The organism is Brachybacterium fresconis, assembly GCF_017876515.1.
GTDB lineage: Bacteria > Actinomycetota > Actinomycetes > Actinomycetales > Dermabacteraceae > Brachybacterium > Brachybacterium fresconis.
The window spans coordinates 3,897,286-3,922,346 of the sequence record NZ_JAGIOC010000001.1; the positions used below are offsets into that span (position 1 = coordinate 3,897,286).

General features: G+C 72.4%; 19 protein-coding genes and 1 tRNA gene. 12 read left to right on the forward strand and 8 right to left on the reverse strand.

Annotation, left to right across the window (positions count from 1 at the left end; all coding sequences use genetic code 11):
- Positions 1-198 precede the first annotated feature (198 nt).
- The gene (locus tag JOF44_RS17275) at positions 199-1,800 is read left to right on the forward strand and encodes a long-chain-fatty-acid--CoA ligase (protein ID WP_245348995.1); all 1,602 of its coding nucleotides are present in this window, start codon (positions 199-201) and stop codon (positions 1,798-1,800) included.
- Between the two features lie 122 nt (positions 1,801-1,922).
- Here the strand turns inward: JOF44_RS17275 and JOF44_RS17280 are convergent, their stop codons facing one another.
- Complete coding sequence (locus tag JOF44_RS17280; protein ID WP_209894395.1) at positions 1,923-3,458, reverse strand: DEAD/DEAH box helicase; 1,536 nt, start codon at positions 3,456-3,458, stop codon at positions 1,923-1,925.
- Positions 3,459-3,743: 285 nt separating this feature from the next.
- Here JOF44_RS17280 and JOF44_RS17285 point away from each other — a divergent pair, with 285 nt between their 5' ends.
- The 8 genes from JOF44_RS17285 to JOF44_RS17320 all read left to right on the forward strand — a co-directional run bounded on the left by JOF44_RS17285 (position 3,744) and on the right by JOF44_RS17320 (position 13,106).
- Positions 3,744-4,835: a LacI family DNA-binding transcriptional regulator gene (locus JOF44_RS17285; protein WP_209894399.1), complete on the forward strand. Its 1,092-nt coding sequence runs from the start codon at positions 3,744-3,746 to the stop codon at positions 4,833-4,835.
- 184 nt (positions 4,836-5,019) lie between these two features.
- Positions 5,020-6,975: a glycoside hydrolase family 2 protein gene (locus JOF44_RS17290; protein WP_209894402.1), complete on the forward strand. Its 1,956-nt coding sequence runs from the start codon at positions 5,020-5,022 to the stop codon at positions 6,973-6,975.
- 134 nt (positions 6,976-7,109) lie between these two features.
- Positions 7,110-7,871, forward strand: coding sequence for a class I SAM-dependent DNA methyltransferase (locus tag JOF44_RS17295; protein WP_209894405.1), 762 nt, complete (start codon positions 7,110-7,112; stop codon positions 7,869-7,871).
- Positions 7,868-8,875 carry a GNAT family N-acetyltransferase gene (locus JOF44_RS17300; RefSeq protein WP_209894408.1) on the forward strand — a complete coding sequence of 336 codons (1,008 nt, stop codon included), beginning with the start codon at positions 7,868-7,870 and terminating at the stop codon, positions 8,873-8,875. The genes JOF44_RS17295 and JOF44_RS17300 overlap by 4 nt, the downstream gene beginning before the upstream one ends.
- A 42-nt stretch (positions 8,876-8,917) precedes the next feature.
- Positions 8,918-9,952, forward strand: a complete 1,035-nt coding sequence (locus JOF44_RS17305; protein ID WP_209894411.1) for an alcohol dehydrogenase catalytic domain-containing protein — start codon at positions 8,918-8,920, stop codon at positions 9,950-9,952.
- 180 nt (positions 9,953-10,132) lie between these two features.
- Complete coding sequence (locus tag JOF44_RS17310; RefSeq protein WP_209894414.1) at positions 10,133-11,155, forward strand: ribonuclease HI family protein; 1,023 nt, start codon at positions 10,133-10,135, stop codon at positions 11,153-11,155.
- Complete coding sequence (locus JOF44_RS17315) at positions 11,155-12,552, forward strand: DUF418 domain-containing protein (RefSeq protein WP_209894417.1); 1,398 nt, start codon at positions 11,155-11,157, stop codon at positions 12,550-12,552. The genes JOF44_RS17310 and JOF44_RS17315 overlap by 1 nt, the downstream gene beginning before the upstream one ends.
- Positions 12,549-13,106 (forward strand): DUF4031 domain-containing protein, encoded by a 558-nt coding sequence (locus JOF44_RS17320; RefSeq protein WP_209894420.1) that lies wholly within the window; start codon positions 12,549-12,551, stop codon positions 13,104-13,106. The genes JOF44_RS17315 and JOF44_RS17320 overlap by 4 nt, the downstream gene beginning before the upstream one ends.
- Positions 13,107-13,272: 166 nt before the next feature.
- On the opposite strand, the gene JOF44_RS17325 is transcribed toward JOF44_RS17320, so the two are convergent.
- From JOF44_RS17325 to JOF44_RS17345, 5 genes are all read right to left on the reverse strand, one after another.
- Positions 13,273-15,105 (reverse strand): sensor histidine kinase, encoded by a 1,833-nt coding sequence (locus JOF44_RS17325; protein ID WP_342591823.1) that lies wholly within the window; start codon positions 15,103-15,105, stop codon positions 13,273-13,275.
- Positions 15,106-15,122: 17 nt separating this feature from the next.
- Positions 15,123-15,842, reverse strand: coding sequence for a response regulator transcription factor (locus tag JOF44_RS17330; RefSeq protein WP_209894422.1), 720 nt, complete (start codon positions 15,840-15,842; stop codon positions 15,123-15,125).
- 54 nt (positions 15,843-15,896) lie between these two features.
- Positions 15,897-16,403: a LapA family protein gene (locus JOF44_RS17335; protein WP_209894425.1), complete on the reverse strand. Its 507-nt coding sequence runs from the start codon at positions 16,401-16,403 to the stop codon at positions 15,897-15,899.
- Between the two features lie 265 nt (positions 16,404-16,668).
- Positions 16,669-18,324 (reverse strand): DNA repair helicase XPB, encoded by a 1,656-nt coding sequence (locus JOF44_RS17340; protein WP_209894428.1) that lies wholly within the window; start codon positions 18,322-18,324, stop codon positions 16,669-16,671.
- Positions 18,325-18,379: 55 nt separating this feature from the next.
- Positions 18,380-19,375 (reverse strand): hypothetical protein, encoded by a 996-nt coding sequence (locus JOF44_RS17345; RefSeq protein WP_209894429.1) that lies wholly within the window; start codon positions 19,373-19,375, stop codon positions 18,380-18,382.
- A gap of 336 nt (positions 19,376-19,711) precedes the next feature.
- On the opposite strand from JOF44_RS17345, the gene gndA reads away from it, so the two are divergent.
- A complete protein-coding gene (gene gndA / locus JOF44_RS17350) occupies positions 19,712-21,175 on the forward strand; it encodes an NADP-dependent phosphogluconate dehydrogenase (RefSeq protein ID WP_209894432.1) in 1,464 nt (487 codons plus the stop codon).
- Between the two features lie 159 nt (positions 21,176-21,334).
- Here gndA and JOF44_RS17355 read toward each other — a convergent pair whose 3' ends face one another.
- Entirely contained in the window at positions 21,335-21,664 is a 330-nt protein-coding gene (locus JOF44_RS17355; protein ID WP_209894435.1) for a hypothetical protein, read from the reverse strand.
- Between the two features lie 171 nt (positions 21,665-21,835).
- Positions 21,836-23,998, reverse strand: coding sequence for a helicase-associated domain-containing protein (locus JOF44_RS17360; RefSeq protein WP_209894438.1), 2,163 nt, complete (start codon positions 23,996-23,998; stop codon positions 21,836-21,838).
- A 140-nt stretch (positions 23,999-24,138) separates the two neighbouring features.
- Here JOF44_RS17360 and JOF44_RS17365 point away from each other — a divergent pair.
- Both JOF44_RS17365 and JOF44_RS17370 read left to right on the forward strand, forming a co-directional pair.
- Positions 24,139-24,215 (forward strand) — tRNA-Leu (locus tag JOF44_RS17365).
- Positions 24,216-24,288: 73 nt separating this feature from the next.
- A complete protein-coding gene (locus JOF44_RS17370) occupies positions 24,289-25,020 on the forward strand; it encodes a YggS family pyridoxal phosphate-dependent enzyme (protein WP_209894441.1) in 732 nt (243 codons plus the stop codon).
- Positions 25,021-25,061 lie beyond the last annotated feature (41 nt).

The window sequence follows — 25,061 nt, forward strand, 5'->3', positions numbered from 1 at the left end:
CCAGCCGTCAGAGGTCTGCTCGTCGTTCACGTCCTCGATTCTTGCCCAATGTTCACTGTTGCGCAAGATACGAAATGTGGATGTGACATGGACGTGGCGTGCGAGGATCCCCGACCATCCGCGGCGCGGATCCCGGAAATCACCGTGCCGTCCGATCGCTGCTCGTATCGTGAGCAGGCAGCGTGACACCGTCGTCCGATGAAGGAGCTCGCCATGTACAACCTCTCCCTCGTTCTCGAGGACAGTGCCCGCACCGTCCCGGATCGTCCGGCGCTCGTCCTGGGCGAGCTGAGCCTCAGCTACGCCCAGGTCGATGCGATGGCCAATCAGGTCGCGAACCTGCTGGTCTCCCTCGATGTGTCCCCCGGGGACCGGGTGGCGCTGAGCTGCCCGAACCTGCCGCAGTTCCCGATCGTCTATTTCGGGATCCTCAAGGCCGGCGCCGTGGTGGTGCCGATGAACGTCCTGAACAAGGCCCGCGAGGTCACCTACTTCCTCGACGATGCCGAGGCGACGGCCTACTTCTGCTTCGAAGGCAGCGAGGACCTGCCGATCGGTCGGTACGGGCACGACGGGGCCGCGGCGGCGGTCGCGCCGCCGCACCTGGTCCTGATCACGGCGGATCCGTCGGCCGCCAGCCCCTTCGAGGGAGTGCCCACCCTCGCCGAATCCCTCGCGGAGATGCCCACCACCTTCGAGACCCTCCAGGCGCGCGAGACCGACACCGCCGTGGTCCTCTACACCTCGGGCACCACCGGGAGGCCGAAGGGCGCCGAGCTGAGCCATTCCAACCAGCTGATGAACGCCGTGACCTGCAACAGGCTGTTCGGATCCGAGCCGGGCGCGGACACGCATCTGGTGGCCCTGCCCCTGTTCCACACCTTCGGCGCGACGGTGGACATGACGTCCGGGTTCTCGATGGGGGCGACCCTGGTGCTGCTGCCCCGCTTCGACGCCCAGCAGGCGCTCCAGCTGCTGGTCCGCCACCGGGTGACCCGCTTCGCGGGCGTCCCCACCATGTGGTGGGGTCTGCTGCACGTGCTCGACGGGGCGCCGGGAGGGTCCGACGGGGCCGGGGCCGACGGGCCGGACGTCGCCACGATCTCCGAGACCCTGCGACTGGGCGTCTCCGGCGGTGCCCCGCTGCCGGTCGAGATCCTCGAGGCCGTCCGCGAACGGCTCGGGATCTCGATCATGGAGGGCTACGGGCTCTCCGAGACCTCGCCCGTGGCCAGCTTCTCCCTGGCGGAGCGGCCGCGGCCCGGATCCATCGGCCTGCCGGTCTGGGGTGTCGAGATGCGGTTGATCGACCCTGCCTCCCCGGATTGGGCGGAGGTCACCGAGATCGGCGCGGTGGGGGAGCTGGCCATCCGTGGCCACAACGTGATGAGCGGGTATCTGGGCCGGCCCGAGGACACGGCGGCGGCGATTCGCGAGGGATGGTTCCGCACCGGAGACCTGGCGCGGAAGGACGAGGAGGGCTTCTACTACATCGTCGACCGCTCGAAGGACATGATCGTGCGCGGGGGCTACAACGTGTACCCCCGGGAGGTCGAGGACGTGCTCATCTCCCACCCGAAGGTCTCGCTCGCCGCCGTCGTCGGCGTCCCCGACGAGCGCGTCGGTGAGGAGGTCACTGCCTACGTGATCCTGGAGGACGGCGCGAGCGTGACCGCCGAGGAGCTGCGCGCCTGGGGCGCGGAGCAGATGGCGTCCTACAAGTACCCGCGCGAGGTGGTGCTCGTCGAGGAGCTGCCCATGACCTCGACGGGCAAGATCCTCAAGCGCGAGCTGCGCTGACCGGCACGTTCCGCCGGCGCGAGCTGCGCGGACAGCTCGCCCCGAGGCGGGCCCTCAGCGCAGGCGATGCCAGGAGGCGCGGCGCGGGGCATCGACCCCGCGCCGCCGCCCTGTGCATCTGATCAGCGGTTGCGGCCCGAGGAGAAGGAAGCGAGACCGCCGCCCGAGCTTCCGCCGCGGGACCCCTCGGAGCTGGTGGAGTAACGCGCGGGAGCGCCGTCGCGTCGTCCGCCGCCGCTGCGGGCGGGACGACCCTCGCCGCCCTGACCGCCGCGACCGCCGGAACGACGCGAGCCGCCGGAACGGCCGTCACCGCCCTGGCCGCCTCGTCGGCCGCCGCCCTCGCCGGGCCCACGACCCTGGCCGCCGGAGCGACCGCGCCCGCCGCCCTGGCCACCTCGGCCGCCGCCCTGGCCACCACGGCCGCCCTGACCGCCGGAGCGCTGCGGACGCTCGGCCGGTGCGGGCTCGCGCGGTTCGTGCATCTCGACGCGCTCACCGGGGGCGAGCTGCGAGAGCACGGCAGAGGTGGGGACCACGGACTGGTGGACGGTGGGCTTGATGCCCGCCTTGCGCATCAGATCGCTGACGTCGCGCTTCTGCTCCGGGGTCTGCACGGTGATCACGGTCCCGGACTCGCCGGCGCGGGCGGTGCGACCGGAGCGGTGCAGGTACGCCTTGTGCTCGACGGGCGGGTCCGCGTGGACCACCAGGGCCACGTCGTCGACGTGGATGCCGCGGGCGGCGATGTCGGTGCAGACCATCGTGGTGGCCGTCCCCGAGCCGAAGGCCTCGAGGTTCCGGGTGCGGGCATTCTGCGAGAGGTTGCCGTGCAGGTCCACGGCGTCCACGCCGCGGGCGCTCAGCTTGCGGGCGAGATTCTTCGCGCCGTACTTGGTGCGCGTGAACATGATGGTGCGGCCGGGGGCGGCGGCGAGATCGCGCAGCACATCGAATCGAGTACCGGTGTCCACTTCCAGCACGTGGTGCTCCATGGTCCCGACGGGGCTGGAGGCCGGATCCGCCGAGTGGGTGACCGGCTCGTGCAGGAACTGCTTGACCAGCTTGTTGACGCCGGAGTCGAGGGTCGCCGAGAACAGCATCCGCTGCCCCTTCGGCGGGGTCTTCTCCAGGATCTTGCGCACCATGGGCAGGAAGCCCATGTCGGCCATGTGGTCGGCCTCATCGATCACGGTGATCTCGATGGCGCTGAGGTCCGCGTGGCCCTGGCCCATGAGGTCCAGCAGGCGGCCGGGGCAGGCGATGAGCACGTCGATGCCGCCGGCGAGGGCGCTGACCTGGGGCTTCTGGCCGACGCCGCCGAAGACGACGGCGCTGTGCAGACCGGTCGCGGCCGCGAGCGGCTTCAGCGACTCGGCCAGCTGCGAGGCCAGCTCGCGGGTCGGGGCCAGGATCAGCGAGCGGGGCCGACGGGCCGCGCGCTTGCGCGGCGTCTCGAGCAGACGGGCCACCAGCGGCAGCAGGAAGGCGTAGGTCTTGCCCGAGCCGGTGCGGCCGCGGCCCAGGACGTCGCGCCCGGACAGGGAGTCCGGCAGCGTCGCGGCCTGGATGGGGGTGGGCTGGGTGATGCCCTGCGGCGCGAGGGCGCTCGTGAGGACGGAGGGCACGCCGAGGCGTGCGAAATCGGGGGAGGTCACGGAGATCCGTTCTGAAGATGCAGATCCCGCCCGATGCGTGGGGTCCCCGAGCGCAGCCGGGGCGTTCGCTGCGGGTCCTCGCTGTCACCACCGTGGGGTGGGACCTGTGCCGCGGCGGGACGACGGCACGCTGACTCCACGGTAGACCCGCCTCTGTCCAGGGGGAATGATCGGCACCTCAGATGTGAGATACCCCTGCCCCGGGGGCGGGTCCGGGTGCCCGATACAGTTCCGAGGGGGACCGGGACGGGAACGGTCGGGGCGAGCGGCGAGAAGGAGTCGGTGATGGCGCGCAGGGTGAGCATCAAGGACGTCGCGCAGCGGGCCGGGGTGTCCTGGAAGACGGTCTCGAACGTGGTCAACGAGCGCCCGGTGGTGCGACCCGGCACCCGCGCCACGGTGCTCGCCGCCATCGAGGAGCTCGGCTACGTGCCCAACCATGTCGGCCGGGAGCTGCGCGGCGGACCCACCCGGACGATCGCCCTGGTGGTCCCGGAGCTGCAGAATCCCTATTTCGCACGGTTGGCCGAGCGGATGCAGGCCGCCGCCCGGGAGCGCGGCTACACGGTCAGCGTCGAGGTCTCGCTGCACAGCGCCGAGACCGAGCGCGCTCACGTGCGCGGCCGCACCGCACGTCCCGTCGACGCGGTGGTGATCTCCCCGTCCGCCCTCGATCCTGCGGACCTGCTGGACCGGGCCTCCGGGCCGCCGGTCGTGCTGCTGGGGGAGACGCTGCCGGGGGCGGCCGGCGTGGTCCACGTCGCCATCGACAACGTCGCCTCCGCAGCCGATGTGGTGCGCCACCTGGTCGCGGGCGGTCATCGCCGCCTGCTCTTCCTGGGCGCCGAGGACGCGGTGCGCTCGACGGGGACGGATCGTCTGGCAGGATTCCGCGCCGCGACCTGCTTCGCCGAGCTCCCGCAGGATCCGACCCTCGTGCGCGGGGTGGGGGATTGGACGCGCGAGGCCGGCCGCGACGCCGTGCTGGGCGCCCTGGAGGACGGGGCGGAGTTCGACGCGGTGGTCGCCGGCAACGACCTGCTCGCCGTCGGAGCGCTGGCCGCCCTGCACGCCCGGGGCCTGGATGTGCCCGGGGACGTCGCCGTGGTGGGATGGGACGACACCGTCGAGGTGGCGTGGACCCGCCCCGCGCTGACCTCGATCGCTCCGGACCTCGACGCCCTCATCGCCGCCGCCCTGGACGCGGCGATCGCCGGTGCGGAGCAGAACGGCACGGAGCAGTCCAGCGCGGAGCAGTCCAGCGCGGAGCCCGCCGGCGCCCGGAGCAGCGCGGGGGCCACGGGGCGCATCGCCGAAGCAGTGATCGCGCACCGATTGGTCGAGCGCGAGTCCACCCGGGCGGTCCCGTCGGCCTGAGCTGTCCCCGCCCTGCCGGCGGTCCTCTCGAGCGTGCGACCCGTCGATGAGGCATCCTGACGATTCGTATTTCCCACGTTGAAAATGTGGGCCGGGTGCGGTTGACTGATCCCTGACCGATCCGTGCCGACGTGCTCAGCGTCGGTGTCTCGGCGCCGAGCATCATCGATCCCAGGAGCCGTTCGTGAACGCCCAGTCCTCCGCCCTGCCGCAGCACCTCAGCTCCCTGTTCGCCCGGGCCGACGAGCTCGCCGCGCACCTGGATGCCCCGCTGTCGGCGATCACCGACGTGCCCCGTCCGGAGCATCCTCGCCCGCAGCTGCACCGCCGGACCTGGCTGACGCTGAACGGCATCTGGCAGTTCGAGACCGACCAGGGCGACTCCGGCCGCGACCGCGGGCTGCTCGAGCGGGAGCTCGCCGGCGAGATCACGGTGCCCTTCGCCCCGGAGACCGCAGCCTCCGGGATCGGTGACCGCGACTTCCACGAGGCGGTCTGGTACCGCCGCACCGTCACCATCCCCGCCGACTGGGGGCACCTGCGCCCGATCCTGCGCTTCGAGGCCGTCGACCACGACGCCACCGTGTGGGCGAACGGCGTCGAGGTCGCCCGCCACCGCGGCGGCTTCACCCCTTTCGCCGCGGACCTCTCGACCGTTCCGGGCGTCGGCCCCGGCGCGGACGTCGAGATCGTGGTGCGCGCCCGCGACCCCCACGACGTGCCGCAGGCCCGCGGCAAGCAGTCCAGCCGGTTCCGCCCCACCCACGCCAACTACCACCGCACCACCGGCATCTGGCAGAGCGTGTGGCTGGAGGGCGTCCCCCTCGACGAGATCCGCTCCCTGCGCGTACTGCCATCGCTGGCCGGGCGCTCCTTCGCGATCGACGTGCCGCTGTCGCGCAGCACGGCCGGCACCCGGATCGAGATCACCGCCTCCGTGCCGGGCGGCGAGGAGGTCGCCCGCGCCGAGGTCCGCGCCGACCTCGATCTCGCCCCGCACCTGGAGCTGGCGATCCCCGAGGATGCGCTGCGGGTCTGGGGCCCCGGTGCACCGGAGCTGTACGCCCTCACGGCGCGCCTGCGGGGTGCCCACGGCGAGGTCCTCGACGAGGTCCGATCCTATGCGGGGCTGCGCTCGACCTCTCTGCGCGATCACGAGTTCCGGATCAACGGCGAGAAGGTCTTCCAGCGCCTCGTGCTCGACCAGGGCTACTGGGAGGACTCGTTCATGACCTCCCCGACCGACGGGGCGATGACCACCGACATCCGTCTCGCCCTGGAGGCCGGGTTCAACGGTGCCCGGCTGCACCAGAAGGTCTTCGAGCAGCGGATGCTGTTCTGGTCCGACCTGCACGGCTACCTCATCTGGGGCGAGTTCGGCGACTGGGGCGTCGAGGGCTACGGCCCGATGGGGGACAACCAGCAGCCCACCGCGTCCTTCATCGGCCAGTGGGTCGAGGCCGTCCAGCGCGACCTCAGCCACCCCTCGATCATCGGCTGGTGCCCGCTGAACGAGACCCACCAGGTCCTCCACGACCAGGTCACGCAGCTCGACGTCGTCACCCAGGCGATGTACGACGCCACCAAGCTCGCCGACCCCACCCGCCCCGTCCTGGACGCCTCCGGCTACTCCCACCGCGTGCGCGGGGCCGACGTCTACGACTCCCACTCCTACGAGCAGGACCCGGACCGCTTCCGCGCCGAGCAGTCGGGTCTGGCCGCGGGGGAGCCCTTCGCGAACCGTCGCGACCTGGGACCGGATGAGATGCCCTTCGCCGATGGCTCCTTCTCCCTGCCCTATGCCGGCCAGCCCTACTTCGTCTCCGAGTACGGCGGGATCTGGTGGAACGAGCAGGAGGCCCGCGAGGCCGAGGAGGCCGAGCGCGCCGGCAACAATGCCGCCGTGTCCTGGGGCTACGGCCAGCGGATCCGCCGCGAGGAGGAGCTCTACGAGCGCTTCGAGGGACTGACCCGGGTGCTGCTCGAGGACCCGGGGATGTTCGCCTACTGCTACACGCAGATGACCGACGTGTTCCAGGAGAAGAACGGCATCGTCGACTTCGAGCGCGGCCGGAAGCTGGACCTCGCCCGGCTGCGGGCGGTGCAGGAGAAGGCCGCGGCGTACGAGCAGGACACGTGATCTCACGGCAGGGCTGAACGCAGCGGCTCGCGGATCCCACGGGTCGCCCGCTCACGTCGGCTGACACGGCGATCGCCCCGGAGCGCCACGGATATTCCCGTGACGCTCCGGGCGAGCTGTTCCACGATGGGCACATGGTCGATCAAGCACACCTGTGGGACGCCCGCACCGCCGCCGAGTACGACACCCCGGGTGAGGGGATGTTCGCTCCGGACGTGCTGGGTCCGACGGTCGAGCGCCTGACAGAGCTCGCCGCCGGCGGCCACGCCCTCGAGCTCGCGATCGGCACCGGCCGCGTCGCGATCGGCTTGCGAGAGGTAGGCATCGACGTCACCGGGATCGAGCTGTCGGAGGCGATGATCGCGCGGCTGCGCGAGAAGGTCGACGCCTCCGAGATCCCCGTCGTCCGCGGCGACATGACCACGGCGAGCGCGGGCGAGGGGTACTCGCTCGTCTACCTCGTGTTCAACACGATCGGGAACGTCCTGACCCAGGAGCAGCAGGTCGAGTGCTTCCGCAACGCCGCCCGCCACCTCGCCCCGGGCGGCTGCTTCGTGATCGAGCTGGGCGTGCCGGACCTGCGCTCGCTCACCCCGGGCACCGGCGGCACCCTCGAGCACTCCGAGCCCGGATACCTGCTGGTGGACACCTACGACACCCTCGCCCAGATCCTCATCTCCCACCACGTGCATTTCGACCCCCCGGTGGACGGCTCGCGCGAGGCGGGCATCGGCCGCACCCCGCAGCGCTACATCTGGCCCGCCGAGCTCGACCTGATGGCCCAGCTGGCCGGCTTCACCCTCGAGTCCCGGTGGGCCGACTGGGACCGCTCGGAGTTCACCGCCGCGTCCCGCAGCCATGTCAGCGTCTTCCGGCTCTCTACACTTGACCGGTGACTTCCGCCGACACCACCGCAGACTCCCTCACCTGGACGCCGCTCACCCTCGAGGACGTCCCGGCGCTGACCGCGCTGCTCAACCGCGTCGATCAGGCCGACGACCTCGGCGAGCCCGCCGAGGAGGCCGGCACCCGGGAATGGCTCACCATGCCCGGGCGCGACCTGGCGCTGGACTCCCTCGCCGTGCGGCAGGGAGAGGAGCTGGTGGCCGTCTCCCTGGTCGACGTCCACATCGCCCTCGACCGCGACGGCCGCGCGCGCTGCCAGCTGCTCGGAGCCGTCGACCCCGTGCACCGCCGTCGCGGCCTCGGCACCGCTCTGTTCGAGCACGGCGAGCGCCGCGCCGCCGAGCTCGCGTCCGAACGGCACCCCGGGACGGCGGCCGTCTTCCGCGCCTCCGGCGGACGCGATCCGGAGGCGAGTGCGCCGGCGGAGGGGCCGCTCACCGGCGGTGCCGATGTGCGCCCGCTCCTGGAGCGCCGCGGGTACCGCCGCGCGCGCAGCTGGCTCGCCATGACGCGCGAGCTGCCCGGCGCCGACCTGCCCGCCGTCGACCCCGACGGGGCTCGGGTCAGCGCCCCGGCCGACACCGAGCGCGAGGCCACCCGCCTCGCCCATCTCGCCGCCTTCGCCGACCACTGGGGCTCGGCCCCGATCGGCGAGGAGCGCTGGACCGTGCTGTGGTCCTCGCACACCGCCCGCCGCGAGCTGTCGACGATCGCCGTCGGCGGTGAGGGCACCGTCCTCGCCTACGCGATCGCGATGGAGGACAGGCCCGGCGTGCTGCACCTCGCGCTGGTCGGCACGCGTCCCGAGGCGCGCGGTCGCGGTCTCGCTCGCGCGGTCATCGCCCGCACGCTCGCCGCCGGTGCGCGGGCCGGATACGCGTCCGCCGAGCTCGAGGTCGACGCGGAATCCCTCACCGGCGCCACCCGGCTCTACGACGCCCTCGGCTTCACCCGCGAGCACGTCTACGCGACCTTCGAGAAACCGCTCGACTGATCTCGGCGTCGTGACGGGACGGATCTGCGCGAGGATGGCGCCATGAGAGCAGTGCGCTTCGACGCCTTCCGCGAGCGGCCCGCCCTGGTCGAGGTCCCCGACCCCACGTGCCCGCCCCGCGGCGCCGTGGTCTCGGTCCATGCCACCGGGGTGTGCCGCAGCGACTGGCACGCCTGGCAGGGCCACGACGACTCCGTCCACCCGCCCCACATCCCCGGCCACGAGTTCGCGGGCGTCGTCGAGCAGTTGGGGGAGGAGGTCATGCGCTTCGCCCCGGGCGAGCGGGTCACCGCCCCGTTCATCCTGGCCTGCGGCCGCTGCGCGCAGTGCCGCGCGGGCGCGCCCCAGGTGTGCCTCGACCAGCATCAGCCCGGCTTCGATCTGCCCGGCTCCTGGGCCGAGAAGGTGGTGGTGATCGAGGCGGACCACAACCTCGTGGCCCTGCCGGACGCGATCGACATGACCCGGGCGGCCGGGCTCGGCTGCCGCGTCGGCACCGCCTACCACGCCGTGCGGGTGCAGGCGGCTGTCGCCCCGGGGGAGCAGGTCGCCGTGTTCGGCTGCGGCGGACTGGGACTGGCCTGCGTGATGGTCGCGCTGGCCGCCGGCGCCGACGTCGCCGCCATCGACGTCTCCGAGCATGCCCTCGCGGCCGCTGCCGAGCTGGGGGCGACCCCGATCCGCTCCGACTCCGGCGTCGTCCACCGGGTGCGCGAGGCGACCGGCGGCGGCGCGCACGTCACCCTCGACGCCCTGGGCTCCGCAGCCACCGCCCGCTCCGCGATCGGGTCGCTGCGGCCCCGCGGTCGCCACGTCCAGGTGGGGCTGCTGCTGGGCGAGGACGCAGACCCCGCCCTGCCGATGGGCCGGGTCATCGGGCAGGAGCTGACGATCCGCGGCAGCCACGGGCTGGCGGTGGCCGAGTACCGCGACCTGCTCGCCGACATCGCGAACGGCCGCCTCGACCTGGGGCGCACCGTCGGCCGCCTGCTCACCCTGGAGGAGCTGCCCGCGGCGATGCTCGCCATGGACCACCCGCCGACGACCGCCGGGATGACCGTCGCCCGCCTGCGCTGATCCGGCGCACCGCGCCACCGCGCGCAGGAGGCCGCCGGACCTGTGCCGCCGCGAGGAGCGCGCCGCCGCGGGCATCGCATATCGGGAGCGTCGGGGGCGGGTGCGAGACGAACCCCGCATCTCCCCGCCCGGGGCGGCCCGTCGCCCGATCATGTCTCCTCGCTGTGGAACGATTGGGCCATGACCCTCACTGCAGCTGCCGACGGCTCCGCCCTGGGCAATCCCGGCCCGGCCGGTTGGGCCTGGTACATCGACGAGAACACCTGGCGCGCCGGCGGCTGGCCCCACGGCACCAACAACATGGGTGAGCTCAAGGCCGTGCTCGACCTGCTCGAGGCCACCGCCGTCGACGCCGATCAGCACCTGCTGGTCCTGTGCGACAGCCAGTACGTCATCAACTCGGTCACCAAGTGGATGCCGGGCTGGAAGCGCAAGGGCTGGCGCAAGAAGGACGGCAAGCCGGTGCTGAACGTCGAGCTGCTGAAGGACATCGACCGGGCGCTCGCCGGGCGCAGCGTCGAGTTCGAATGGGTCAAGGGCCACTCCGGGCATGCCATGAACGAGGCCGCTGATCAGCGCGCCAACGCCGCCGCGACCGCCTTCTCGAAGAAGCAGGACCCGCAGGTCGGCCCGGGGTACAGCGTCGCCGACGATGCTGCCCGCACCTCGTCGGCCCCCGCCGTCGATCCGACTGCTCGCACCGGACCGGCCGACGGCGAGATCCCGTCGGCCCCGTCCTCCCCGTCCTCCACCGACACCCCCGCCGACGACCTCTTCAGCCTCTTCGATGAGCCCGCCCCGACGGCGGAGTCGTGCAGCACCGCCTCGGAGGAGACCGTGCTGACCGCCGACGCCCCCGGCGCGACCGACTTCGAGCAGGTCACCGCCCGCGAGCAGGCACTGCTCTCGGATGCTCTGCGCGCCGACGCCCCCAGCGCCGCCGAACTGCTGCACCCCTCCTTCACGGAGATCGGCGCCGGCGGACGCACCTATGACCGCGACGCGATCCTCGCCCACCTCGCGCCGGTGCCCGGGCTCCGGGCCGAGGAGTTCGTCGCCGACGAGGTGGCCCCCGGCGTGGTGCTGCTGCAGTACACCACCAGCGGGCCCGACGGCTCCGCCGCCCGCAGCTCCCTGTGGGTCCGCGTGAAGGGACGCTGGCTCCTGCGTCACCACCAGGGCACCGCGACCAGCGGACGCTGATGGCACCGGCCGGGGGCGCGGGCTCGGTCCCGCTGAGCCGCCGCGCGGGAGGACCGGACCTCGCGCGGGGCCTGGCGCTGCTCGGCATCGCCCTGGCCAACACCGTCGGCTGGCTGCACGGATCGACATGGACCGTGCTGCTGAAGCAGCAGGACGCCACGGCCTGGGACCGGGCGGCCGACGTGCTGATCGCGCTGACGGTCGACAACCGCGGCTTCCCCCTGTTCGCGATGCTCTTCGGATACGGGATCGGGATCCTGCACCGCCGCTCCCAGGAGCGCGGAGAGCGCACCGGCCACTTCCTGCTGCGGATGCTGCGGCGTCACGTGGCGCTGCTGGCGATCGGCCTGGCCCATGCGATCCTGCTGTTCCAGGGAGACATCCTCGTCGCCTACGCCCTGATCGGGATGCTCTGCGCGCTGCTGATGACCCGCCGCCGCGTGGTGCTGCCGCTGGCGGGCATCATCGCCCTGCCGGCGCTGGGGGTATGGGGCTGGGTCGACGGAATCATCGGCCTGTCGGACGGGGACGGCTACGCCTCGGCCGCCGCCCCCGACTACCTCACCGGTCTGATCCTGCGCGCCGAGCTGGCCGGCTCCGAGGTGGCCACCGCTCTGGTGAGCGAGATCGGGCTGCTGGCCCCGATGGCGATCGGGGTGATCGCGGCGCGGGTGCGTCTGTTCGAGGAGGTCGAGGCCAACCGCGACGTGCTCGCGCCGCTCGCCCGGTGGGGGATCGGGATCGGCCTGGCGGGGGCCGTGCCGCTGACTGCGGTCCTCGTCCTGGATCCCGGCCATCAGTTGCTCGATTCCGAGACCGCGCTCGGCATCCTCGGCCTGATCCACCAGTACAGCGGGCTGCTCGGCGCGCTCGGTCTCGCCGCGGCCGCCGCTCTTCTCGCCGAGCACGTCCGTGCACGGCGTGCCGCCACCGGTCAGATTCTGGCCGAGAGTGCCGCCACCGGGCAGGTCCGGGCCGGAGGTGCCGCCACCGGGCAGGCCCCGGCTGGAGGTGCCGCCACCGGGCAGACCCCGGCTGGAGGTGCCGCCACCGGGCAGGTCCGGCTGCTGGGCGGAGTCGTGCGCGGCATCGAAGCACTGGGGGCGGTCTCGCTGAGCGCCTATGTGGGCCAGTCCCTGGTCTTCGCCGCCCTGTTCCCGCCGTACACCCTGGACCTCGGGACTCGACTGGGCACGGCGGGCGCAGCCGTGATCGTCGTGGTGACCTACCTGGCGATGATCGGGCCGGCGGTCGCCCTGCGGCGCGGCGAACATCGCGGACCGCTCGAGGTGGTGCTGCGGTCTCTGGCAGGCTCGAGCATGCCCCGTGAGACCGGCCCGGCGCCTGCGAGCTCCGCCGCGCCCTCACCCGCTCGACGCCCCGGAGGTCGTTCGTGACCGTCTTCGCCGACATCCCGCGCTGGCCTCGTCACGGCATGGTCTGGGGGCACCTGATCTCCGATGCCTCGCTGGCCGAGCTGCACGAGACCGCGGCCCGGGCTGGCCTGCCGCCGCGCTCCTTCGACCTCGACCACTACGACTGGCCCGAGCCGGCACGCGCGGATCTCGAGGCCGTCGGCGTCCGCGTCGTCGATGCCGGGGAGCTCACCCGGATCCTGCTCCGCTCCGGGCTGAGGATCCGCCTGCGCGATCGCCCGGCCGCTCGCGCCCGCCGCTCCGACGAGCACGCGGCGCAGCTGGGCCTGGTCACCGTCCCGCGCGATCTGATCTGGGGAACGATCGGCCACGTCGACCCGCTCCCGCTGCCTTCCCAGGCAGCGCCCGGCGCGTTCCGGATGACCCGGGACGATCCGTCGGTCCCGCCCCGCGTGGAGGCCCACGATGCATCCGGGCACCGGGCCGCCGCCACCCTGCTCGAGGAGCTGGACGAGCTCTCCCGGCGTGCGAGCGGGCGGGCCTTCACCGGACAGGTGCTCGTCGACCGAGGCTGAGACATCGGCCAGAACTCGACACCGCGTCGCCGAGCTCGCCGAGAACGCCCCACCGCGTCGGCGAGACCTCGCATCGACCCATCGAGAATGACGTTCGGAACAGCTTCCGTGGCGAAGGTGGTCCGAACGTCGGTTTCGACGCTGCGCACGGCCGGCGCGGGGTGCTTCAGGAGCCGGACGCGGGGTTCGCCGGACCGCCGGGGGAATGGGGGCTCGTCGGGCTGCCGGGGGAATGGGGGCTCGTCGGGCTGCCGGGGGAATGGGGGCTCGTCGGGCTGCCGGGGGAATAGGGGCTCGTCGGGCCGCCGGGGGAATGGGGGCTCGTCGGGCTGCCGGGGGAATAGGGGCTCGTCGGGCCGCCGGGGGAATGGGGGCTCGTCGGGCCGCCGGGGGAGCGGGGGCTCGCGGGGCCCGGAGGGGACTGCGGGCTCGCCGTCCCGGCGGGGGACTGGGGCGTCGTCAGCGACTGGACCTGATCGGGCTGGGAGCGATGCTCCGCCGCGACATCGCTGCCGGGCAGCTCGATCCAGAACGTGGATCCGCCACCGGGTGTCTCGGTGACCCCGATCGTGCCGCGATGCTGGTGGACGATGGTGGCCGCGATGGACAGCCCCAGGCCCGCGCCGCCGCCCTGGGTGGCCGAGCGCACCCGCGAGGAGTCCGTGCGGTAGAAGCGCTCGAACACCTTCTCGCGCTGGTCGTCGTCGATGCCCTCGCCGTGGTCGCGGATCTCGAGGCGCACGGTGCCCTCCTCGGTGTACCCGACGGAGATCTCCACCGGCGACCCCTTGGGGGTGTGCCGGTTCGCGTTGCCCACCAGATTGAGGATCACCTGGCGCAGGGACGCCTCGTCGCCGAGCACCCCGATCGGCAGGTGGGGCTGGACGGACACCGGGGTCCCCGACAGCGAGACCACCATGACCTGGCGGTCCGGGTCCAGCGCCCGCAGGTCCTGGGCGGCGTCGAAGAGGGCGTCGGTGAGGTCGATCGGCTCCAGGGCCAGGTCCGGGTTCTCGTCCAGGCGTGCCAGGCGCAGGAGGTTCTCCACCAGCGAGCCCATGCGTCGGGCCTCGTCCTCGATCCGGCGCATCGCCGAGGCGACGTCCTCGTCGGAGCCCAGCGCGCCCATCCGGTACAGCTCGCCGAAGCCGCGGATCGCGGCCAGCGGGGTGCGCAGCTCGTGGGAGGCATCACCCACGAAGCGGCGCATCCGCGCCTCGGAGCGGGTGGCGTGCTCCTCGGAGGCGGACTGCGCGGCGAAGGACTGCTCGATCCGCACCAGCATCTCGTTCAGCGACCGGGCGAGCGCGTTGACCTCGAGACTGGTCTCGGTGACCGGGACGCGGCGGGAGAGGTCACCGCCGGCGATCTGGGAGGCCGTGGCCTCGACGTCCTGCAGCGGCTCGAGGGCGCGGTGGGTCATGAAGCCGCCCAGCCCCATCCCGACCAGCACCACGAGCGTGCCGACCAGCACGATGATCAGAGCCATCTCGTGCATCGTGCGGTCCACGCTGGTCAGCGGCAGGGCCACGTACACGCTGCCCTTGTCGTCCCCGGCGTTGAGCATGGCGACCACGCGCCAGCGGTTCTCCGAGGAGTCCAGGACGGTGAACGGTCGGCCGCCGCGCTGGAGGATCTCCTCGTCGGAGAGGTCCGGGAAGGGGATCGACACGTCGCCGTCGCCGTAGTGGACGACGACCTGCTCGATCGCGACGCCCTGCTCGTCGCGGATCTCCACGGCGTACTCCACCGGGGTGTAGACGCTGCTGCGGACGTCGTCGTCCTCGTCCCCGGCGAGCTCCTGCTGGGCGAGGGAGAGCATCTCGCCCATGCCCGAGTGGAGATTGTTGTCCACCGACTGGATCAGGGTCCGGTTCAGCAGGAACAGCGACAGGCTCCCGGTGATGACGACGCCGATGACCAGCAGCAGGGAGATCAGAGCGACGATCCGCGTCCACAGGGACACGGGCCGCTCGGTGCGCAGCGTCGGCAGGGTCACGTCTCAGCAGGCGTCGGTCAGGAGGCGTCGGCGGCGCGCAGCACGTAGCCGATGCCGCGCTTGGTGTGGATCATCGGGTCGCCGATGACGTCGACCTTGCGGCGCAGGTAGGAGATGTAGGACTCGACGATGCCGACCTCGCCGGACCAGTCGTAGTCCCACACGTGGTCGAGGATCTGCGTCTTGGACACGACGCGGCCCGCGTTGAGCATGAGGTAGCGCAGGAGCTTGAACTCGGTGGGGGACAGCTCGATGGTGACGTCGGCCCGGTAGACCTCGTGGGAGTCCTCGTCCAGCCGCAGGTCCCCGACCACCAGGGAGCTGTCGATGGTCGCGTCGTGACCGCCGTGGGTGCGGCGCAGCACCGCCCGGATGCGGGCGACGACCTCTTCCAGGCTGAACGGCTTGGTGACGTAGTCGTCCCCGCCGACGGTGAGCCCCGCCACCTTGTCCTGGGTCTCGTCCTTCGCCGTCAGGAACAGGATGGGGTACTGCTCGCCGCGGTCGCGCAGACGCCGGGTGACGGTGAAGCCGTCCATGTCCGGCAGCATCACGTCGAGGACGACGAGATCGGGCTGATTCTCGGTGGCCTCGCGGATCGCCTCGTTGCCGGTGGAGGCGGTGAACACCTCGAAGCCGGCGAAACGCAGGGACGTCGCGAGGAGGTCGCGGATGTTGGGCTCGTCGTCCACGACGAGCAGTCGGGCCTCGAAATCCTGGTCTTCAGTCGTAGTCATGGGACCACCGTGCTCCTGATTCGTGAGAATCGCCTGAATGCGACCTGGGCGGGATCAGCGGACGGCGCGCTGGATCTTCTCCTGCTGCTTGCGCATCTTGCGGATCGTCCAGCTCATCTGGATCATCCGCACCGAGCCGACCAAGGCCATGACCAGAGCGCCCGCGATGGCCGCGAGCAGCATCGCCACGCCCAGGGGCAGGTCGAAGCTGGCACCGAAGTACTCGAAGCTCGCCGTGTCGCTGTTCTGGATCACGAAGATCAGCAGCAGCACCAGCACGATCGCGCCGAGGATCAGCGAGATCCAGATCCCGGCCGTCCGACGGCCGCCGGAGGAGACGGGCTCGACGGGCTCGGACTTCTCCGGTCGCGGTGCGGGCGCCTCGCCGGTGCGGGTGCCTGCGGGGTCGGCGGCGCGGCGTCCCCGTGCCGGCTCGGCAGGACGGTCCGTCCCTTCCGCTGCCTCGGGAGCGCGATCCCGCCCGGTGGTGTCGTCGGCCCCTGCGTCGTCCGCGGGCGTGCGGTCGGTGGGACGATCCGGGGTCTCGGGTCCGGTGCTCATGGTCGCTCCTCGAAATCGGGTGCTGGGATGTCTCCCGCGCGGCCTTCGGGGGAAGGTCGCTGCTGACCACACTGTAACGATTCGAGGAACGTGCAGACCGCAGGCGCCCGGTGCGCCACGGTCCCGACGGCACCCGTCGGGCCAGCGCAGATGGCCGACGCGTCGCGGGGGCTGGACGCTCCGCGGAGGCTGGACGCTCCGTGAGGGGGCTGGACGCTCCGCGAGGGGGCCGACGCTCCGCGGGCGGGTGGCGCTCCGCGAGGAGTCAGCTCCCCTCGTGCGCGGTCTCCAGCTCCTCGGCGTCCACGATCGTGTACGCGTAGCCCTGCTCGGCCAGGAAGCGCTGGCGGTGTGCCGCGTAGTCCTGGTCCTGGGTGTCGCGCATGACCACGGTGTAGAAGTGTGCGGATCGTCCGTCGGCCTTGGGACGCAGCAGGCGACCCAGGCGCTGGGCCTCCTCCTGCCGGGAGCCGAAGGCGCCGCTGACCTGCACGGCGACCGAGGCCTCCGGGAGGTCGATCGAGAAGTTCGCGACCTTGGAGACCACCAGGCGCGTCAGCTCCCCGGACCGGAAGGCCTCGAACAGCTCCTGGCGGCGCCTGACCGGGGTCTGGCCGGTGATGACCTCGGCCTCCAGCCGGTCGGAGATCTCCTCGAGCTGGTCGAGGTACTGGCCGATCACCAGCATCGGCTCGCCCTCATGCCGCGCGGCGATGCGCTCGACCACGCCGATCTTCGCCGGATGCGCGGCTCCCAGCCGGGGGCGGTCCGCGGCCTCGGCCATCGCATAGGCCATGCGGTCCGCCGACGGCATCGCGACCCGCACCTCGGTGCAGTCGGCCGGGGCGATGTAGCCCTGGGCCTCGATGTCCTTCCACGGGGCGTCGTAGCGCTTGGGCCCGATCAGCGAGAACACCTCCCCCTCGCGGCCGTCCTCGCGCACCAGCGTCGCGGTCAGGCCCAGGCGGCGCCGGGCCTGCAGATCCGCGGTCATGCGGAAGACGGGCGCCGGCAGCAGGTGCACCTCGTCATAGACGATCAGACCCCAGTCCCGGGCGCTCATCAGCTCCAGATGCGGATGGATGCCCTTCCGCTTCATGGTCAGCACCTGGTAGGTCGCGATCGTGACCGGGCGGACCTCCTTGGTCGCCCCGGAGTACTCGCCGATCTCGTCCTCGGTCAGCGTGGTGCGCGCCAGCAGCTCGTCCTTCCACTGGCGGGCCGAGACCGTCGAGGTCACCAGGATCAGCGTGGTGCGCTGCATCGCCGCCATCGCTCCGGCGCCGACCAGCGTCTTGCCGGCCCCGCAGGGGAGGACGACCACGCCGCTGCCGCCGTGGCGGAAGCCGTCGACCGCCTCGGCCTGGTAGGGCCGCAGCGACCAGTCCTCCTCGCGTAGGGCGATGGCGTGGGCCTCACCGTCGACGTAGCCGGCCAGGTCCTCGGCGGGCCAGCCCAGCTTCAGCAGCGCCTGCTTCAGGGCGCCGCGCTCGGAGGGGTGGACTATCACGGTGGCCTCGTCCAGCCGCTCGCCCAGCATCCCCTGGATGCGGCGGGCCCGGGAGACCTCCTCGAGCACGGCCCGGTCCAGGGCGTGCAGCACCAGTCCGTGGGTGGGGTCGGCCAGCAGCTGCAGCCGCCCGTAGCGGTCCATCGTGTCCGCCACGTCGATCAGCAGCGCATGGGGCACCGGGTAGCGCGAATGATCCACGAGCGCAGCCACCACCGACTCGGCGTCGTAGCCCGCGGCGCGCGCGTTCCACAGGCCCAGATCCGTGATCCGGTAGGTGTGGACGTGCTCCGGGGCCCGCTCCAGCTCCGCGAAGGCGGCGATCGCGGCGCGGGCGGCCTGCGCCTGGGGGTGGGCGACCTCGAGCAGGAGGGACTTGTCGCTCTGGACGATGAGGGAGCCGTCGGTCATCCCCTCAGGCTACGCGGGGGCCGACGGCGCAGGGCGGGCGGGTGACCCGTCTCGCTCAGCCGCGGGCGGGCTCCGGAAGATCCCGGCCGCTGAGCCGCTCGTACATCCCGACGTAGGCCAGCATGGTGAACGGGATCAGGACGATGACCGAGATGACGATGAGGCCGGCGACGGAGCCGATCACGGCGAGTGCCAGGACCATCACGATCGAGGTCCCGAGGTTCTTCGTGACCAGCGAGAAGCTCTCCTTGACCGCCTCGACGGGTGAGGCGCCGCGCACCGCCGCGGGCACCGCGTACATCAGCAGCACGGAGGCGATGATCCCGGGGATGTAGAGCAGGAGGAACCCGATGAAGGTGATCACCAGGACGAGCAGCGCCGTCAGGATGATCCGCATCGGGCCGATCATCGCCTGGCCGATGCTCGGCCGTCCCCCCTCGAGGATCACGCCGGCGGCGCGGGCGGACCCCGACTGCCACAGCAGGCTGAGCGGAATGCACAGCAGCGACGCGGCGATGATGATCCCGTACAGGGTCAGCAAGGCTCCGATCGGCGGGTCATCGGAGCTCGCGGTCGCCTCCATCTGCGGGATCGTGAGCACGAACCCGAGGACGGATCCGCCGGCGACCAGCACGAACATCACGACGCTGTAGATCAGCCCGGCGATGATGAACGCCGCGGGGTTACGCAGCAGCGAGTTCCCGGCGAACTTCAACGCGGCGCCGAGGTCGGAGGCGAGATCCGTGCCCGGGGGCGGGCCGACGGCGGGCGCGGCGGTCGGCGCCTGCTGGCCCCACGCGTCCTGCCCGGTCGGCGCCTGCTGGCCCCACGCGTCCTGCCCGGCCGGGGCCGGAGGGTTCCCCGCGCCGTAGCCCGCGGAGGGAGACGGCTGGCCGTACTGACCGCCGGGCGCCGACTGGCCGTACTGGTCGGCAGGGGAGGGCTGGCCGTAGGCGCCGGGCTGCGCCGGGGACGGCTGTCCGTCGTGGCCGGCACCCGGTGCGGGCGACGGCTGGCCGTACGGATCGTGCGGGGGCGGGGGAACAGTCATCAGATGGTTCTACTCTCGCGAGGGCGGGCCGTGCTCGGCGACGCGACGACAACGGTCATGAGGTGTCCCGATGGGGACGACACCACGGTACGTGCCCGCGGCCCGGCCTCGCACCCGACCCTGGGCGAGGATGCCCGCCCGCCTCCGGGGACCTTCGTCGGCCTCGTCGACGGAGCCCCGCCACCGTCTCGGCGCACGGCAAGGACCGGCACGCCCCGTCGCCGGTGGCGTGACTTCCCTAGAATGGCCGTGATGGACCGGGACCCCGCCATCGGTCGACGTGCTCGGCCCGGCGGTCCGACCCGGCTCGACAGTCACTCGACCTGAGGAGAACCCATGGCTAGCTTCGCTCCGTCCCCCGCTGATGTCGCGGACATCGGCGTCACCGGAATGGCGGTGATGGGCTCCAACCTGGCCCGCAACCTCGCCCGCAACGGCTACAAGGTCGCCCTCCACAACCGCAGCGTCGGCAAGACCGAGACGGTCATCGCCGAGCACGGATCCGACGGCGATTTCTACCCCTCGGAGTCCATGGAGGACTTCGTCGCCTCCCTGCAGAAGCCCCGCGTCGCGATCATCATGGTCAAGGCCGGCAAGCCCACCGACGCCGTGATCGACGAGCTCTCCTCCCTCATGGATGAGGGCGACATCATCGTCGACGCCGGCAACGCCCTGTTCACCGACACCCGTCGCCGTGAGGCCGCCCTGCGCGAGAAGGGCCAGCATTTCGTCGGCGCCGGCGTCTCCGGCGGCGAGGAGGGTGCGCTGAACGGCCCCTCGATCATGCCCGGCGGCACCAAGGCCTCCTACGAGCGCCTCGGCCCGATGTTCGAGACGATCTCCGCGAAGGCCGAGGACGGCGCTCCGTGCTGCGTCCACGTCGGCTCCGACGGCGCGGGCCACTTCGTCAAGATGGTCCACAACGGCATCGAGTACGCGGACATGCAGGTCATCTCCGAGGCCTACGACATGATGTCCAAGGCGCTGGGCATGGACGCCTCCGCCATCGGCGACGTGTTCGACGAGTGGAACAAGGGCGATCTGGAGTCCTTCCTCATCGAGATCACCGCCACCGTGCTCCACCACAAGGACGCCACCAGCGGCGAGCCCTTCGTCGACGTGGTCCTGGACCAGGCCGCCCAGAAGGGGACCGGCGCCTGGACCGTGAAGACCGCGCTGGATCTGGGCGTGCCGGTCACCGGCATCGCCGAGGCGACCTTCGCCCGGTCGATCTCCGGCGGCACCCCGCAGCGGGAGGCCGCTCGCGGTGTCCTGCCCGGCGAGGAGCAGAAGCTCGAGATCGCCGACCCCGCGCAGTTCATCGACGATCTCCAGAAGGCGCTGTACGCCGCGAAGCTGGTCTCCTATTCGCAGGGCTTCGACGAGATCGCTGCTGGCGCCGAGGAGTTCGACTGGGACATCGACCTCGGCGACATGGCGAAGATCTGGCGCGAGGGCTGCATCATCCGCGCTCGCTTCCTCGACCGCATCACCGAGGCCTACACGCGCAATCCGAAGCTCTCGCTGCTGCTGAGCGACGAATACTTCACCACCGAGATCGCCAAGTGCATCCCGGCGTGGCGTCGCGTGGTGGCCTTCGCGGCCGCCAGCGGCTACCCGGTCCCCGTGTTCGCCTCGACGCTGTCCTACTACGACTCGGTCCGCGCCGAGCGCCTCCCGGCCGCCCTGGTCCAGGCCCAGCGCGACTACTTCGGCGCCCACACCTACCAGCGCGTCGACGCCGAGGGCACCTTCCACGTGGAGTGGTCCGAGGACCGTCGCGAGACCAAGCAGGACTGATCACCCACGGGTGGGCGGCCGGCAGGAATGGCCGGCCGGCCCACCCGGAGTTCGCAGCCGTCCCTCCGCCGGCAGGGGACGGGACGAGCGAACGAGGACGACGAAGGCCCCGGACCGTGCGGTCCGGGGCCTTCGTGGGTCGGCTGACGAGCAGTGAGCTCAGTAGGTCTCGAAGGTCGTGGTGAATGCTCCGGTCATCAGCAGGAACACCCAGAGCAGGATGTAGAGCACCCAGCAGATCGCGAAGACGATCCATCCCCACTTGTAGAGCTTGTTGGCCAGCGGCAGGTCGGTATCGGCCTTCACGAGGCCGATGATCGCCATCACCAGCACGATGAGGTTGAAACCACAGAGCACTGACACGACCAGCTGCACGATCCACTTGGTCTTGGACACCGGCTGGTTGCCACCGAAGCCGCCGCTCTGCCCGCCGACGCCGCCGGGGGCGTCGAAGTTGCCGCCGGGGGCGTTGAAGTTCATGTCGGTCATGGTGATTCCCTCCGAAAGTCGTGCGGGTCTGATCCCCTGAGTGCTGTCGACGCTGCAGGAGTGACCCGCGCAGCGTCGGGCACAGCATAACCAGGCGCCCCGGTCGCAGCGCCATGGGGAGGACTCCCCATGACTGGTCGGTGGCGTGTCGCCGGATCGCGACGGCTCCTGCTATCCCAGCGTCACCCGGTGGACGAGCACCGTGAACTCCTCGTCCTGGCCGCGCTCGCGGGCGCGCAGGCGCCCGCCCTCGAGGGAGAGGGGGCGCACCTGCTTGACGACCACGCCGCCGCGGCCGTCGACGATCCCCAGCGGCAGCTCGCCCTCGTGGGCGATCGCGTCCAGCAGACGGTCGGTCACCGACAGATCCGTCGCGCCGTCCTCCGCCGCCCGGATCCGGGCCACGGCCTCGGCGGCCGGGACGCGCAGCTCGGGGCCGTCGACGGTGACCAGGTCCGGGTCGACGGGCCCGCCGGGCAGCGAGTGCGCGAGCTCGGGTCCGGCGGGGCGCCCGTCGGGCCCGACGGCCTGCGGGGAGAGCCCGGCCTGCCGGGACACCTGCAGGGCGAAGCCGGGATCGGAGAGGGTCACCGCGACCGTCGGGGCCAGGCGGTGCAGCGTCAGCGCCGATGCCTCGGGGGCCACCTGCAGCAGGTCCAGCACCTCCGATTCCGCGGTGAGCACGGTGGTGGCCCGCGAGACCTGGACCCGGCCGTGGCGACGCTGCTCGTCGCGCAGCAGGTAGGTCAGCGCCTGCGGGATGGGGGAGCGGGAGGCGTCCTCGAGCAGGACCAGCAGTGCCTCGGCATCGCGCCCGGCTCCCAGCGCCCGGCGCACCGAGGTGGTGCTGAAGCGCAGCGTGAGCGCGCCGCCGCGGGAGACCACGTCGGCCCAGTCCAGCAGCGGCAGCAGGCGCTCGGCGGGCCGGCCGGGGACGACGGCCGTGAGGTCCGCGTCCAGCAGCACCTCGCCGACCGGCTCCGGGGCCGCCGCCCGCAGCGCCCCGGTGAGCCGGGCGTCGGCCTCGGTGACCTCCTCGTCCAGCGCGAGCACGAGCTCCTGGCCGAGGACGGTCAGGGCCCCGCCGTCGAGCACGCCGAGGGCCTCGCCCTCGGTCAGCAGCGCGGCGGTCTCCTCCTCGATCACCTCGGCGGGGACCAGGGGGAAGGCCCAGGCCAGGCAGAGCGCCAGGGAATCCGCCGTGGCGTGGATGCCGGGACAGGTGCGCAGGGTGCGCAGCAGGAACCCCCGGCGGGTGCGCACGCCGTCGCGCCGGGTCAGGTCCGACAGCAGGGCGCGGCCGGTTCCCGAGGAGTCCGGGGTGCCGACGACCGCGGCGAGGTGGTGCCCGTGGGCCCAGGCGAGCACGAGCTCCGTCCACCGCTGCTCGGGGGCCTGGACGCGGTGGGCGTCCCAATCGCGGGTGGGATGCCATTCCTGGCCGTCGTGACCGATCAGCCCGGCCTGCCAGGCCGACTGCAGCACCGTCGCGACCGTGGGCACCGGGGCACCGGCGCGCTCGGCGAGGCGCCGCAGGTCCCGCTGGGGGAGCCCGCCCCGGCGCAGAACCCCGGGAGGGTCCTCGTCGAAACCGCGGACCGTGCCCAGCAGACGCAGCGCCTCGAAGGCCTGCTCGACGGCCTGGGCGGACCGTGATCCGGCGATCCGCTCGGTGACCTCGGGTCCCTCCGGCGCGGGGCGCCGGGCGGCGTGGGAACGGCGCACCCGCCCGCCGCGCAGCGCCAGGTGGACGCTGCGGGGGATGTGCAGGGTGCCGTCGTCGCCGGTCACCACGATGCCGGCCTCCCGCAGCTCGGTGGCGAGCCGCCCGTGGCCCTCGACGGCCGCCGGCCCCCAGGCCAGGGTCTCCAGCACCTCCGGCATCGACGTGCGGGCGGCGGCCACGCGCTGCGCGGCGGTCTCGGCCGACGGGTCCTCCGCCGCGGCGGGGGCCAGCCCGGCCGGGGTGCGCAGCCCCTCGCGCAGGGGACGGATCAGGTGCAGCTCGTCCTCGCCCCAGACCAGGGCGAGGGTGGTCAGCCGTTCGAGGGCCGGTGAGATCGTGGCGGGCTGCGAGGAGACGGCTGCGGCCAGGGCGGACGGGGCCGTGCCGTCCTCGAGCACGGCGAGGGCCTCGACGAGGTGGAGCTCCGGCAGCCGCAGCGCCCCCAGGGCGCGGCGGGCGGAGGTGGCGCCGGCGGCGCGAGCCGCGAGCGGGCCCAGCCCCTTGGGAAGCGGCGAGGCGAGGTCCGGTCGGGCGACGAGCAGCGCCTCGAGGCGATCGTCGCCGAACCGTCGCAGGGAGTCCGCGAGGGACCGGATCACAGCGCTCATGATGGATCCAGCATAAAGTGACGACGCTGCCCCGGACACCACGGCGCCGCCCGGTGCCCCGTCGGTCGCAGGTTCGGCGCCGCGCTGGCCGCGGTCCGGGCCCGCCGGCGACCGCGGAATCGGTACTGTTCCTGCAGCATGCCCCCATAGCCCAATCGGCAGAGGCGGCCGACTTAAAATCGGCGCAGTGCGGGTTCGAGTCCCGCTGGGGGCACCACCGGGAACCGGAGCCGCCGGCCGCCGGCGCGCGTCCGGACCGGCGACCGCAGATCCGGGCCACAATGGAGGCCATGACCGAGACCTCCGCCGCCGATCAGCTCACCGCCCGCCTCGACGATGTGCTCTCCCGCCTCGATGCCGCTGCCGCCCGCGCCGGCCGGGACGGTCGCGAGATCACGGTGCTGCTGGCCACCAAGACCCGCACGCCCCAGGAGATCGACACCGTCATCGACCTGCTGCGAGAGCGGGAGCGACCGATCGCGGTGGGGGAGAACCGCGCCCAGGAGATCGCCAAGCACTCCGACCCGCTGCTGGCGGACAACGGGGTGCCGCGGCACTTCATCGGGCGCCTGCAGACCAACAAGGCCCGGGACGTGGTCGCCTTCGCCGAGACGATCCACAGCGTGGACCGCGAGGACATCGCCGATGCGCTCGAGCGCCGCGCCGGGATGGCCGGCCTGGTACGGGACGTGCTGGTGCAGGTCAACACCTCCGGGGAGGAGTCCAAGGGCGGCTTCGCCCCGACAGTGGAGTCCGTCGGCCCGATCATCGAGCGGCTGCGCGCCGGCGAGACCCTGCGGCCCGTCGGCCTGATGACGATCGGCGCCAACACCGGCGACGCGGCGACCGTGCGCAGCTCCCTGCGCACCCTGCGGCAGCTGCGCGACCAGGCGCGCACCGAGCTCGACGCGCCACAGCTGGAGCAGCTGTCGATGGGGATGAGCGGGGACCTCGAGATCGCCGTCGAGGAGGGGGCGACGATCGTCCGCGTCGGCTCGGCGATCTTCGGTGCCAGGCCCTGATCCTGCGGCCTGCTGATCCCGGGGCCTGATCGGCGGTGCTC

Coding starts and splice junctions, on each gene's coding strand:
- JOF44_RS17340 (WP_209894428.1), bottom strand. CDS start 18,324: ATGACCGACGGCTCCCTCATCGTCCAGAGCGACAAGTCCCTCCTGCTC.
- JOF44_RS17305 (WP_209894411.1), top strand. CDS start 8,918: ATGAGAGCAGTGCGCTTCGACGCCTTCCGCGAGCGGCCCGCCCTGGTC.
- JOF44_RS17330 (WP_209894422.1), bottom strand. CDS start 15,842: ATGACTACGACTGAAGACCAGGATTTCGAGGCCCGACTGCTCGTCGTG.
- JOF44_RS17360 (WP_209894438.1), bottom strand. CDS start 23,998: ATGAGCGCTGTGATCCGGTCCCTCGCGGACTCCCTGCGACGGTTCGGC.
- JOF44_RS17310 (WP_209894414.1), top strand. CDS start 10,133: ATGACCCTCACTGCAGCTGCCGACGGCTCCGCCCTGGGCAATCCCGGC.
- JOF44_RS17275 (WP_245348995.1), top strand. CDS start 199: ATGAAGGAGCTCGCCATGTACAACCTCTCCCTCGTTCTCGAGGACAGT.
- JOF44_RS17345 (WP_209894429.1), bottom strand. CDS start 19,375: ATGACTGTTCCCCCGCCCCCGCACGATCCGTACGGCCAGCCGTCGCCC.
- JOF44_RS17370 (WP_209894441.1), top strand. CDS start 24,289: ATGACCGAGACCTCCGCCGCCGATCAGCTCACCGCCCGCCTCGACGAT.
- JOF44_RS17355 (WP_209894435.1), bottom strand. CDS start 21,664: ATGACCGACATGAACTTCAACGCCCCCGGCGGCAACTTCGACGCCCCC.
- gndA (WP_209894432.1), top strand. CDS start 19,712: ATGGCTAGCTTCGCTCCGTCCCCCGCTGATGTCGCGGACATCGGCGTC.
- JOF44_RS17295 (WP_209894405.1), top strand. CDS start 7,110: ATGGTCGATCAAGCACACCTGTGGGACGCCCGCACCGCCGCCGAGTAC.
- JOF44_RS17285 (WP_209894399.1), top strand. CDS start 3,744: ATGGCGCGCAGGGTGAGCATCAAGGACGTCGCGCAGCGGGCCGGGGTG.
- JOF44_RS17335 (WP_209894425.1), bottom strand. CDS start 16,403: ATGAGCACCGGACCCGAGACCCCGGATCGTCCCACCGACCGCACGCCC.
- JOF44_RS17315 (WP_209894417.1), top strand. CDS start 11,155: ATGGCACCGGCCGGGGGCGCGGGCTCGGTCCCGCTGAGCCGCCGCGCG.